Below are 12408 nucleotides of genomic sequence, written 5' to 3' on the forward strand. Positions count from 1 at the left end.
TACTCTTTTCATTTACTAGTACGCATAGAAAAAAACCTTCCCGTGAAGGAAGGTTTTCACTATTATTTTGAATGGATTTTGTTGTTGTTGTTGTTTGAAGTTGAGTTGTTTGCTTTAGACTGATTCGTATCCTTTTTAGCTGAAACATCTGCTTTAGGAGATTTGTTGTTATTGGTATTGGTATTGGTATTGTTTTTGTTTGAAGATTTGTCAGCTTTAACTTGATCTTCATTTTTGTTTGAAGAATCTTTTACTTTTGAAAGTTCTCCAGATTTTTCATTGTTTTCTTTTGCACTTTTATAATCAGTTGCTTCTTCACCTTCAGATGATACTGTACCATCATCCATTGGAACTTTAGCTTTTGATGTAGCAGTTTTCACTTTGTCTACTAGTTGTCCTGATTGCTCTTGTAAGCTATGTGACAACTCAGAAGTTTTCTCTTTTGCAGCTGTAGTGAAAGCTGTAGTTTTTTCTTTTGCCGTATCCGTGAAGTCAGCTGTGTAATCTTTTGCTGCACTTGATAACTCGGCTGCTTTATCTTTTGCTGTGCTTGATAGCTCTACCGCTTTATCTTTTGCTGTTGAGCTTAATTCAATACTCTTGTCTTTAAATTGTGAAGCTTGTGTAGTTAAATCTTCACGCATTTCACGGCCAGTCTTCGGTGCCAAGAACAATGCAGTTGCCGCTCCGATTACCCCACCAATGATTGCGCCGGCAATGAAGCTTCCTGTACCGCTGCTATCTTCGTCATACAGATCATTTGTAGAACGGTATGAGTAGTTCGCCGGATATTGTGGCTGTCCATAAGTGTTTGAGTAGTTACCTTGATTGTCGTTGTAGTTCGGTTTGTTTTCTGTCATTTTTCTTCCTCCTGTGAATTAACTATTTTTGTATGTTTTAAAGGAAAATGCTTGTACTAGGAGCGCGATTTGTATACCGTCCAACCAGCGGACTTTTTAGGTTGCCGTTCCTTTACTTGATCATATAGACCAAATGCAACGGTTCCCCATTGTACTACTTGCGCGATTTTGTCACTGTTTTGTTCGGCTTGGGTAGTTACTGAACTCGAGATCCGATGAACGGATTGATTGAGCGTGTTCACTGAGTCGCCTACTCCCTTTACCGCATCCACCACAGTGTTCAGCTTGTCCGCTTTTCCTTGTAAATCTTCGGCCAGCTGATTGGTTTTTTGAAGAAGCTGTGTACTTTCTGTAGTCACTCCCTCTAATTGCTTTGATAAGTCATCTACTGTATGCGAGACACTTTGTAAAGATGTCTTTAACGACCCCAGTGTCATAGCTAGACTTACACAAAGAATAAGAAATGCGATTGCTGCAATTACTGCTGCAACGTAAAGTAAATTGATCACTTACGTTATCCTCCTAGAGCATATTCTTACGAAAACTTTACCCCTCTTTCAGAGTTTCTAAACTTTTCGTCCTATTACTCCTGTTCGACATAACTAGGTGATATCCTTTATTGAAACCAATAAATTCTAAAAAAAAAAGAGAAACAGCCTTCTCATAAAAGATTAGGCTGTTTCTTCTTTCGTAATATCTGATTTAAATTGTTTTAAATATAATTGGATATCTCCGGCTCCCATAAATAAGATTACCGCATTGTGATGTGCTTCTAAATCTGACATATCTTCTATTTTCAAATGTTGGGAGTTCGGGATTTTATCAATCAAGTCTTGAATGGTTAAACTTCCGACTTGCTCTCTTGCAGATCCGAAAATATCACATAAGTACACATGATCTGCCTCAGACAGAGCTTCTGCAAATTGATCTAACATCGCAGCAGTTCTGCTGAAGGTATGCGGTTGGAACACCGCAATCACTTCACGGTTCGGATATTTTTGACGTGCGGAATCCAATGTCGCACGGATTTCAGTTGGATGATGCGCATAGTCATCCACAATGACGCGGTCATCTAATTCCAAGACAGTAAAACGTCTTTTCACACCGGTAAACGTCGCAAAGCGTTCATTTACAATTTCAGCTGGAATATTTTCATAATGACAAAGCGTAATAACACTCAACGCATTTCGAATGGCATGGTCGCCTGTTAATGTAATTGTGAAACGATAATAGAATTCATTTCGGATGAATACATCAAATGAGCAGCCATTTTGATCTTTTTCAATATTCGCTGCGTAAAAATCATTGGATGGATCCAAGCCATAATAAACAATCGGAACCTGACATTGGAGTTTCTGAAGATTATCATCATCACCGCAAGCGATTAATGCCTTCTTCACTTGACTCGCCATCTCTCCGAAAGCATCCAAGATATCGTCCAAACTTGTGAAATAATCCGGATGATCAAAATCAATATTCGTCATGATTGCATAGTCTGGATGGTATGCCAAAAAGTGACGTTTGTATTCACATGCTTCAAATACAAAATTCTCCGCATTCTTGACACCTTTACCTGTACCGTCTCCAATTAAATAAGATGTTGGCGCAAAGCCACCCAATACATGTGAAAGCAAACCCGTTGTAGATGTTTTACCATGCGTCCCCGTCACACCAATGGAAGTAAATTGTTCCATATAGTCACCAAGGAATTCATGATAACGAATAACCTCTACACCCAGTTCTTTTGCCCGCAGTAATTCAGGATGATCATCTTTAAATGCGTTTCCCGCAATCACTTTCATGCCCGGCTGAATATTATTCTCGTCAAATGGAAGTACTTTTATATTTCTTTCATGTAAGGGATCTTCTGTGAAAAAGTATTTTTCCACGTCAGAACCTTGAACTGTATAAGAAGAGTCATGCAGCAACTGGGCAAGGGAACTCATTCCCGATCCTTTTATACCAGTAAAATGTAACAATGTCATATTGAAACCTCCCGGGAATTCTTTCATCCCACTTTTTATCTTCAATTGTCCAATAGTAGACCAGAAGATTATTTCCTGTCATAGTATACCACGCGTTCGCACAAACCTTTGGATACGAACTTTGGATTTATTATTTCATGAAGCTTTCAAATGCTTGTTCAGTCAAAAAGACGTCGCGCGCTCTGCTTCCTCTTTGCTCAGATATAAATTGATTTGCTTCCATTCGGTCGATTAACTTTGCCGCCCGGTTGTAGCCGATGCTGAAATGGCGCTGTAATGACGAGGTAGATGCACTCCCCTGCTCGATGACAAAGTTGCAAGCTTGCTCAAATAACGGATCCGATTCCTCTTCTCGGACAGCGGCCGCCAGCAAATCATCTTGGCCGAATAAGTAATTCGGTTCTGCTTCATTACGAACATGTTCTATTATACGCTCGATTTCATCATCCGTGACAAATGTCCCCTGAAGACGGACAGGAGCCGATTGGCCATTGCCTAAATACAACATATCCCCTTTACCAAGTAAACGATCTGCACCTACTGTGTCTAAAATCGTTCTAGAATCCACTTGTGAGGATACAGCAAATGCTATGCGAGTTGGAATGTTGGCTTTGATCGTTCCCGTGATGACATCAACAGAAGGTCGCTGTGTTGCGATGATTAAATGAATACCACACGCTCTAGCTTTTTGTGTGATTCGGCTGATGGACACTTCAACATCTGCAGGTGCCATCATCATTAAATCTGCTAACTCGTCAATCACTACTACGATATAAGGCATTTTTAAAGAGAAACGACGTGATTCCATGACCATTTCGTTATAGCGTTCAATATTACGTACGCCGGAATGCGCGAACAGTTCATAGCGTCTTTCCATCTCATTAACTGCCCATTTCAACGCTGCAGTCGCCGCTTTTACATCCGTAATAACGGGACTCAACAAATGAGGAATACCATTATATGGCGCTAGTTCTACCATCTTCGGATCAATGAGCAATAGTTTCAGATCATGATGCGAAGCTTTATATAGCAAACTGATCAGTATAGAGTTGATGCAGACGGATTTACCGGAGCCTGTTGCACCCGCAATCATTCCGTGTGGCATCTTGCGTAGGTCAAGTGTTTGCGGCTCACCAGTCAAACTCAGTCCAAGTACAGCCTCTAAGGGCGAGTCTGAGTTCATAAAGGAATCACTATCAATAACCTCTGAAATTCGAACAGCACGTGTTTTGCGATTTGGGATTTCAATACCAATCATACTTGTACCTGGAATCGGTGCCTGGATACGAATATCTCTAGCAGCCAAAGCCAATTTTAAGTCGTCGGTAAGATTTCGAATTTTACTTACTTTCGTCCCCTGCATTACCGTTAACTCAAACATCGTAACTGCAGGTCCTTGTACAGCTTGCACGACAGTCGCCTTTACAGCAAAGTGAGAAAGAGTTTCTTCTAATGTCGCGGACTGCGACGCAAGCCACTCTTCATCAATGATTTCTTCCTCCGGTGGTGCTAAATACTGCATCGTCGGGAATCCGTAATGTGGTGGTTCTTCTTCGATTATTTCCTCTTCAGGCTCTTCTACAATCGTTTCAGAAGTCGTCGACACAGTCTCGGTTACTTCGACATAAGATTCTACCGCAATGGATTGCGGCTCTTCGATGGAACTTGGTTCTTCCACGCTTGGTTCTATACTATTCTTCTGTAGTTCTTGCTCTACCGGTTGTATATCCCCTACCGCTTCGGATGGTTCCGCCACTTCGCGATTCATATGATCCGCTTCTATTTCAACTGGCTCTTCCACTACTACTTCTTTCTTTGCTGCATTAGCTGCAATTAACTCTTCTACTCTTGCTGCTAATTTTTCTTTATCAGATTTAAGCATCAACACATTAAATGGTACGACTTTTTCTTTTTTAACTGGTTGCGCTTGTTCTTCTATTTCATCCATTTCGGATTCTACTTCTTCTATTTCCTCTTCTATCTCTTCTTTTACCTCTTCTTCTTCTTCTTCTTCTTCTACTTCTACTTCTACTTCTACTTCTACTTCTACTTCTTTTTCAATCGTAACAGTCACTGGCGCTTCTGAATCTACTACAATTTCTTCGATTTCAGCTTCAACATCCTCATGCTTTTCTACTTCTGTTTCAACTTCCGTTACCGATAGAGGACGCTCTACATCTTCCGTTTGGGCAGAGACTTCCTGCGATTCCTCTCGTTCTACCGTTGTTACTGGTACTTCTTCTAACTCTTCACTTGTTTCTTCAGTTTCTTCGGTTTCATCTTGCACTAAGTCGTGTTCAGCTACTTCTAGTGATTCTTCTTCTATCACTGGTATTTCTTCAGTCTGTTCTACTAGTTGCGTAGCTTCTTCAGATACTTCTGATTTAGGTGCTTCTACTTCTTGCGCTTGTTCTGGCGCTGAAAACACCTCAGACTGTCTTTTTTCTGATGAACTAGCAAATAATGGTGTTTCATTAGGTTGTTGATTGGAAATCAAGGACAATGGCAATTCATCATCATGATCTTCTAATTGATCATGCAACACTTGATCTTTCGTATCTTTCTTTTCTATGACCGACTCCATAGCCTCACTGATTGGAGAACTAGTGTTCAATCCGTAGATAGGTGAAGGAACATGAGTAGGTGTAAACGGCTTTCTAAATTTCTTCGGCTTCTCAACCTTCACGGGTTCTTCCTTCGGCTGATACGGTTCCTCTAGTTCAGGACGCCGTGATTCATAGGGTTCAATTCGTTGCGGCTCCGCGTGCAATGTACGGTCATGCTTTCTTCCGGAAAATGGAAGAGGTAGTGGACTTGATGTAGGTGGAATGATGTGAGCAAAATCTCGTTTTGCTTCTGCACGGTAGACATTTCCACCTCGCTCATAACGACCTGGCCAACGTTCATTCTGTTCCAAAGGAAGTATTTCATATGCATCTTCTTGTGTCGCTGCTTCTTCTTGTAAATAATCTTTTGTATATTCATCATGATGGATTTGTGGTTCCCATCCATAAATTTCATAGTCAGAAACTATCGGAAATCGAAAGTTTGTTTTTTTATTTTCATCAAGATCTTCGTTTAGATTTTGGTTTTTAATTTGATTTTGGTTTTGGTTTTCATTATTTTTTTCAATGTTATTTTCAGTAGTTGATTGTTCATATAATGGGTTCTCTTTTTCAGAGCCTTCTTGCATTTGCTGAAGGCGTCTCTTCATATTCCGTAGCCAGCTCAAATATATCACTCTTTTCATATCAATCATTTCATTTTAACAGGTTACCTATAAGGAAATCAAACAGTTCTATGTTCTTTCTGTATAAAATGATGATTTGTAACCCTTTGTAACAATAATACAAAAAAGCTTTTGCTACAAGCTTAATGAGGCTTGTGCAAAAGCTTTTTTTCTATGGATATATTTACAACTTACGCTTTGAAAGCTTCCCCGACTTTTCGATCGTCTTCTAATACGAGGATTCCCTTTGCTTCAGGTGCGTCTTGTAGATCAAGTTCTGTAGCAGAACAGATCATACCTGATGAAGCTACTCCCCGAAGTTCCGCATCACGAATGATCATACCTGAAGGCATTACAGCCCCTACTTTTGCTACAACAACCTTCTGTCCAGCTTCCACATTGGCAGCGCCACAAACGATTTGCAATGTTTCTTCCCCTACGTCTACCTGGCAAACGTTCAACTTATCTGCGTTTGGATGCTTTTCTTTTTCAGCAACATAGCCGACAACGAACTTTGGCGTGAAATCCAATTCCAATTCTAAATCGATGTCATTTGTCTTTAATGCTGTTTGTAGTTGTTCGCCAAGCTCTTCTGTCAGTTCCACTTGACCAACTGCTGAAACAGGGAAATAACTGGATGCATCAAATAAATTGAACGCAACTACAGTTCCCGTTTCTTCATTTTTGATCAATGTAACATTGTTTTTTCTTTCAGCAGTAATTGCTGTGGGTCTTTCTGTTGTAAGTTGAACGAACAATACATCGCCAACACCTTCTGGATTATAAAATAGGTTCATTTTTTCTTATCCCTTCTAGCTAATCTATTTTTCGCCATAATGAAAATAGGTTCTAGTTTACCATCTTCATAAATGAATGACAGAGACGTAACAGGAACAGCTCCTGTTGTGAAAAACTGCATAGCAATTTGTGCCACGACGTCATAGCCCGTTTCATTTCGGATGTCTCCGATAATTAACACATCTTGATGCGGAACGGAAACGACCATATGACCTTCAATTTTCTGTTCCATTTCTTTCATGAATGGCTGGTTTAATATTCTGCTCGCATCATAGCCATCGTTGTTGCTGATAAAGTAGAAAATATTATCGGAAACGATATCTTGTTTATAAGCAGTCGGTAACGTCTTCACTTTAAACATTGCGATTTCCTGTATTTCTTGTTCTGTCATCTGCATATCGGCCAACATCCCATGATCAATCAAGCGATACGTATTCCCTAGATCTAACGCATAGAAAATCCGTGTTTCAGCTGTATGATCTTTCGTTAAGAAAGGTTGTCCCGCAGAACTTTCTGTTGGGAATGAAGTCGAACGGATGACAGGATAGATTGTATTTTCTCCTACGAAGCCTTTTTCTTGTTCTTGCTCCATAGCGCGAAATGTTTCTTGAATGGTATACACCACTTCATCAATTGCACGATCTTTTTTCTGCTCATACTTGGATAAAATTTCAGGTAATGAAATATCCATACCTTTATGAAGAGTATGGTGGACAATCCGCAACTTGTCCGCCTGTCGGTCAAATTGCCAATCAAAGTTCTCTTTAGGTAAGCGTTTCTTTAGTTCTTCTACCAAATCTGCAGCTTCCATTCGTTAACCCTCTCCTTCACTACTCTAAGTTACTTACTGATCGTTATGCTGAGCCGAACGAGCAATTTCCATCATCTTTTCTAAATAAGCGTCCGTGTTTTCTTCATTCGTGACGGTTTCCACTTTCGCTCCACCTACGTTTGCAATTAACTCTACTTGCTTCTCACCTTTTTGAATAACCGCAACGAAGCCAAATGCATCATCTTTAGAAAATGTTTGTGCACCTACTAAATGATCCGGTTCATCCGTCAATAGAACATCATAATACACTTGACTGTTTTTCTTTTCATTCGGATTAACGGTTAGATAAAATGAATCATTTCGTTTAGTTAAAACAATCTTTTGTGAAACTGATTCTTTATCTATTCGTAGAGTTGGCGGTTTATAGAATTCAATATCGCCCACCGTTTGATTCGCTTTTTTACTATTAAGTTCGAATACTTTTTTTGCTGAAACAAATGCATCGTCAGTACGGACTTCCACCTTCTGATTACAGCCTACCAATACGACAGCTAGTAGCAACAGCAAGAAAACCTTTCCACTTCGCAACATTCAGGTTCCCCCCTTCTCTACTTTCGTTCAATTTTCTATCAGTCCTATTCTAATCGCACCCCGACGCTATTGCAATCGTCAGCTCTGTAGTGACGTGCTATACAAGAGCTGGCCGATCAATAATTGCATGATATGTTCAAATAACGCATCTCTTGGAACGAGTTGTGCCGTCAACATACCCATAGCCCCTTCAGACATTCGGATATTTTGCTTTGTAAAATAGGCATCGACCGCATCACCTAGCTCTTTGCCGCAACGAATTTCATTGGCCAAGTCCTCAGGTAAAGGGATTTGTGCACCTGCCGCAGTAAACGTTTTGCCTTCCGGCGTGGTGAGGGCGCCCCAATTACAGAGGTACATCGTGTCACCAATCATATGGACACCACCTTCCAAACCGATACCAAAAGCATGGTGTGCTGCAGAGATTGAACGATTGATAGCCCCTTGCCGAGTTTCCTCTTCACTCATCGGTTGCGCGCGGACACCCGACGGAACGGGCGCTGAGGAAATGATACTGTTCTCCATATAGCGTTCAACGACTCGAACTACCGCACGTTTTTTCGCCTGATTTTCAGAGCCAAGAACAAATTTCATTCAGCACCCTCATTTCATTTCTAATCGTTTAGCAGTTTTGTTTAATCGTTTCCACAGTCGTTTTATCACATGCTTTTACTAATTTTGTAATTAATTCTTTCGCTGCTGCATAATCATCTGTGTGGATAATGGAAGCCGCAGTATGGATGTAGCGAGAACAAATTCCGATGACAGCACTTGGCACGCCGTCATTCGCGATATGGACTTGCCCTGCATCCGTACCGCCTTGGGAGACAAAGTATTGATACGGTATATTGTGAGTTTCAGCAGTGTCTAGAATGAATTCGCGCATACCACGGTGTGTGACCATCGAGCGGTCCATAATGCGCAACAACGTTCCTTGACCTAACTGACCGAATTCATTTTTATTGCCACTTGCATCATTTGCAGGACTCGCATCGAGTGCGAAGAATAAATCTGGATCTATCATACGTGCTGCCGTTTGCGCACCACGCAACCCAACTTCTTCCATAACCGTTGCACCTGAATACAATGTATTCGGCAACGTGTCATTCTTCACTTCTTGCAATAGCTCCACTGCGAGTCCGCAACCATAGCGATTATCCCATGCTTTGGCCATAATTTTTTTCGGATTAGCCATCGGTGTGAATGGACATATCGGCAAGATTTGCTGACCAGGACGAATGCCGAAACTTTCAGCGTCCGCTTTATCGTCAGCACCGACGTCAATCAGCATGTTTTTGATATCCATGGGTTTGCTGCGCTCTGCGTCACTCAATAAATGCGGCGGAATAGAGCCAATGACGCCTGGGATATCTGCATCTTCTGTGATGATCTGGACTCGTTGTGCAAGTAGCACTTGGTTCCACCAGCCACCTAAAGGCTGAAAACGAAGCATCCCGTTATCCGTAATACCTGTTACCATGAAGCCGACTTCATCCATATGTCCCGCAACCATAATTTTCGGCTGGTCTTCTTTTCCGTGCCGAACACCAAACACGCCACCCAGACCATCTTGAATAATCTCATCCGAGTTCTGTGCTAACTGCTCACGCATAAAAGCCCGGACACGGTATTCATTACCAGGTGCGCCCGGAAGTTCAGTCAATGTACGAAATAGTTCTAACGTTTCTTTTTTCATCTAAATCCCTCACTTCTTTTATTGTCTATATGTATTATATCCACATACCAAACAGATGAATACTAATTAGGTTAAGCATTTGCTTTACACAAAAGTGCCATATTCTACCGATTTATAAAGTCGAAAACACTTTTGAATCGCCATGCACTTTTAAACTATGTTACACTATAAGAAAAGATTTGCGAAGGAGGCTGCAATTAGCCATGAGAGTAAAAGACTTTTTAGCTGGAATTTTAACCGGAGTTGCTGCAGGCGTAGTAGTGAATGAGGCATTTAATCGTTACAATGAAGAAGTACCTGCTGACAACGTATTGAAAAAAGTAAAAGACGCTTTTAAAGAAGAAGGACCAATCGATGGTTCTTGGATCGTTATGAAACCAGAACCTTTCACAAACCACGTAATTTCTATGGATGTTTACCGTGGTGGCGTTTCACGCATGAAAGATGGCAAGCTCGAGCAATTCGAATTCGCAGCAGATGCGAAAACAGGCACTGTCGTAGAGCTAGTTCGTCAGTAATCAATAATCAAATATACGTAAAGAGGCTATCCGAGAAGTATCTACTTCTTGCGATAGCCTCTTTTTTTGTTTGAGTCAATTTTAAGTGCGAGTTGTATTGCGTTTCATCCTGGTAAGTAAGAAGCGGCAGTATATGGTGGTCTATTGAGAGCATTTTCGATTCGAGCACTACATGCAGTTTGTAGTTTGACTAGCAATGGGAGTGGAGAGTACATTGAACGCCACTTCGGCGCTGGCGGAAGTGGCGTTCAATGGATAATGGGAAAGCGTCGGCCTGGAACGTCGATCAACTGCGCACTCCCCTTACTAAATCACTTGAACTTGAACTTAAACTTAAACCTCATCGAGTACGTGGCAAGCTATCCACAATCGTCTTGCCATCTTCACTAAATTTCGCCATGCGATACACCGCATCATGATAGAAAATAAAACCATAGTTATTTGGAAGCGCTTCCTTCATCAAGCGCTCTTTTGCAAAAATCGAGTCCATCGGATAATCATCATACGCAAGTACCCATAAAGGATTCGTATGCGCATGCGTCGGCATAATATCCGCCATATGAATCAGCGTCTCGCCTTCTTGCTCCAGCTTAATCACACAATGACCGTCACTATGACCGCCCGTATGAATCATCTTAATGCCTGGCACCACTTCAATCTCTTCTTCAAACGTCGTAACCTGATCTTGAATCGGTTCCCAGTTTTCTTTCCAATACGTATTTCGTGAGCGGATATTTGGCTCTCTCATTTCATCCCACTCGACTTGCGATGTGTAGATCTTGGCATTCTTAAATACCGACACAAGCTCATCGTTTTCCCACTGCGTCAAACCTGCCGCGTGATCATTATGAAGATGAGACATTAACACAACATCGATATCATCCGGTGTCATACCGAGTTCTTCTAAACTTTCCTCTACGCGTGTTTCGGCCCGTACACCTAAGTTACGCTTTTTCTTGTCGTCCAACTTACCTTTACCGATACCTGAATCAATTAAATAGTTTGTCCCTTGATATTGAATGAGGATTGGGTCTGTTCGTAATTCAATCACATTATTTTCATCTGCTTCATAGCGCCTTGACCATAGAGCCTTCGGAACGACACCGAACATCGCACCACCGTCTAAATAGTTCACGCCACCGTCTAGCCATGTTAGTTTCATATCATGAAAAGTTAGTTGATCCAAAAAAATTCCTCCCTACATCCTTTAGTAACTGTTGTATTGACGTTGTACTTTTCCACGGAACTCTTAAGATCCAGCAGAAAAGTACAACGTCCAACAGCTTTCTATCTCACCAGAATTAGCTCTGATATTGTGCTTCCAAACGATAAATTGGTTGACCTTTACTTGAGAACTTTTCTTCATATTCGGTTAACACATTATCCTCTGGCATATTTGCATGTAAATCGAGTGAAACGGATTGTAATTTCATTCCATAGTCCGTCATGGAGACAAGAGAATATTCAAACAGCGAACGATTATCTGTCTTAAAGTGCACTTCTCCATTGGCCTTCAAAACACCTTCATATTTCGCCAAAAAGTTTGGATGTGTCAAACGACGCTTTTCATGGCGATCTTTTGGCCATGGATCAGAAAAGTTTAAATAGACACGATCAATTTCTGATTCCGCGAAAATGGAAGCTAACTCTTCTCCATTGACACGCATCAAACGAAGATTTGAAGGCTTTTTTGCTTCAATTGTTTTCTCTAACGCGGACACAATTACATTATCAAAGTGTTCGATGCCAATATAGTTAATCTCTGGATTAGCCAATGCCATTCCAATAACAAATTGCCCTTTACCCGTACCTACTTCAATATGAATTGGCGCATCGTTTCCAAACTCTTCAGTCCAACGATTTTTCTTACCTTCCGGATCCAAAATCAATACATCCGGATGCTCTGCCATGAAATCTTTAGCCCATGGCTTATTTCGTAAACGCATAATCAGTACACTC

Annotated in this window: 12 protein-coding genes; 1 reads left to right on the top strand and 11 read right to left on the bottom strand. The window is 41.1% G+C overall.

From position 1 onward, the window contains the following. Positions 1-62: 62 nt before the first annotated feature. From CSV68_RS00945 to CSV68_RS00985, 9 genes are all read right to left on the bottom strand, one after another. Positions 63-860 (bottom strand): YtxH domain-containing protein, encoded by a 798-nt coding sequence (locus tag CSV68_RS00945; protein WP_099661260.1) that lies wholly within the window; start codon positions 858-860, stop codon positions 63-65. A gap of 56 nt (positions 861-916) precedes the next feature. Continuing rightward, a complete protein-coding gene (locus tag CSV68_RS00950) occupies positions 917-1369 on the bottom strand; it encodes a DUF948 domain-containing protein (protein ID WP_099632766.1) in 453 nt (150 codons plus the stop codon). 162 nt (positions 1370-1531) lie between these two features. Further along, positions 1532-2845: a UDP-N-acetylmuramate--L-alanine ligase gene (gene murC, locus CSV68_RS00955; RefSeq protein WP_099632765.1), complete on the bottom strand. Its 1314-nt coding sequence runs from the start codon at positions 2843-2845 to the stop codon at positions 1532-1534. Positions 2846-2975: 130 nt separating this feature from the next. Next, the gene (locus CSV68_RS00960) at positions 2976-6059 is read right to left on the bottom strand and encodes a DNA translocase FtsK (protein WP_233192829.1); all 3084 of its coding nucleotides are present in this window, start codon (positions 6057-6059) and stop codon (positions 2976-2978) included. 206 nt (positions 6060-6265) lie between these two features. Beyond that, complete coding sequence (ytpR, locus tag CSV68_RS00965; RefSeq protein WP_099661262.1) at positions 6266-6871, bottom strand: YtpR family tRNA-binding protein; 606 nt, start codon at positions 6869-6871, stop codon at positions 6266-6268. Beyond that, on the bottom strand, positions 6868-7683 hold the full coding sequence (locus CSV68_RS00970; RefSeq protein ID WP_099661263.1) for a DUF1444 domain-containing protein: 816 nt from the start codon (positions 7681-7683) through the stop codon (positions 6868-6870). The genes ytpR and CSV68_RS00970 overlap by 4 nt, the downstream gene beginning before the upstream one ends. Positions 7684-7716: 33 nt before the next feature. Further along, on the bottom strand, positions 7717-8235 hold the full coding sequence (locus CSV68_RS00975; RefSeq protein WP_099632762.1) for a hypothetical protein: 519 nt from the start codon (positions 8233-8235) through the stop codon (positions 7717-7719). A 78-nt stretch (positions 8236-8313) separates the two neighbouring features. Beyond that, complete coding sequence (locus tag CSV68_RS00980) at positions 8314-8829, bottom strand: DUF84 family protein (RefSeq protein WP_099661264.1); 516 nt, start codon at positions 8827-8829, stop codon at positions 8314-8316. Positions 8830-8857: 28 nt separating this feature from the next. After that, on the bottom strand, positions 8858-9931 hold the full coding sequence (locus CSV68_RS00985; RefSeq protein ID WP_099632760.1) for a M42 family metallopeptidase: 1074 nt from the start codon (positions 9929-9931) through the stop codon (positions 8858-8860). Positions 9932-10134: 203 nt separating this feature from the next. On the opposite strand from CSV68_RS00985, the gene CSV68_RS00990 reads away from it, so the two are divergent. Then, positions 10135-10449, top strand: coding sequence for a hypothetical protein (locus CSV68_RS00990; protein ID WP_099632759.1), 315 nt, complete (start codon positions 10135-10137; stop codon positions 10447-10449). 340 nt (positions 10450-10789) lie between these two features. On the opposite strand, the gene CSV68_RS00995 is transcribed toward CSV68_RS00990, so the two are convergent. Together CSV68_RS00995 and trmB are read right to left on the bottom strand one after the other, a co-directional pair. Beyond that, positions 10790-11635 carry a YtnP family quorum-quenching lactonase gene (locus CSV68_RS00995; RefSeq protein ID WP_099632758.1) on the bottom strand — a complete coding sequence of 282 codons (846 nt, stop codon included), beginning with the start codon at positions 11633-11635 and terminating at the stop codon, positions 10790-10792. A 115-nt stretch (positions 11636-11750) separates the two neighbouring features. After that, entirely contained in the window at positions 11751-12395 is a 645-nt protein-coding gene (gene trmB, locus CSV68_RS01000) for a tRNA (guanosine(46)-N7)-methyltransferase TrmB (protein ID WP_099632757.1), read from the bottom strand. Between the last annotated feature and the right edge of the window lie 13 nt (positions 12396-12408).

The sequence above is a fragment of the Sporosarcina sp. P29 genome, from assembly GCF_002743265.1.
GTDB lineage: Bacteria > Bacillota > Bacilli > Bacillales_A > Planococcaceae > Sporosarcina.

Excerpts from the sequence above, each read along its gene's own strand:
- CSV68_RS00945 (WP_099661260.1), bottom strand. The coding sequence starts at position 860 with ATGACAGAAAACAAACCGAACTACAACGACAATCAAGGTAACTACTCA.
- murC (WP_099632765.1), bottom strand. The coding sequence starts at position 2,845 with ATGACATTGTTACATTTTACTGGTATAAAAGGATCGGGAATGAGTTCC.
- CSV68_RS00960 (WP_233192829.1), bottom strand. The coding sequence starts at position 6,059 with ATGAAGAGACGCCTTCAGCAAATGCAAGAAGGCTCTGAAAAAGAGAAC.
- ytpR (WP_099661262.1), bottom strand. The coding sequence starts at position 6,871 with ATGAACCTATTTTATAATCCAGAAGGTGTTGGCGATGTATTGTTCGTT.
- CSV68_RS00970 (WP_099661263.1), bottom strand. The coding sequence starts at position 7,683 with ATGGAAGCTGCAGATTTGGTAGAAGAACTAAAGAAACGCTTACCTAAA.
- CSV68_RS00975 (WP_099632762.1), bottom strand. The coding sequence starts at position 8,235 with ATGTTGCGAAGTGGAAAGGTTTTCTTGCTGTTGCTACTAGCTGTCGTA.
- CSV68_RS00980 (WP_099661264.1), bottom strand. The coding sequence starts at position 8,829 with ATGAAATTTGTTCTTGGCTCTGAAAATCAGGCGAAAAAACGTGCGGTA.
- CSV68_RS00985 (WP_099632760.1), bottom strand. The coding sequence starts at position 9,931 with ATGAAAAAAGAAACGTTAGAACTATTTCGTACATTGACTGAACTTCCG.
- CSV68_RS00990 (WP_099632759.1), top strand. The coding sequence starts at position 10,135 with ATGAGAGTAAAAGACTTTTTAGCTGGAATTTTAACCGGAGTTGCTGCA.
- trmB (WP_099632757.1), bottom strand. The coding sequence starts at position 12,395 with ATGCGTTTACGAAATAAGCCATGGGCTAAAGATTTCATGGCAGAGCAT.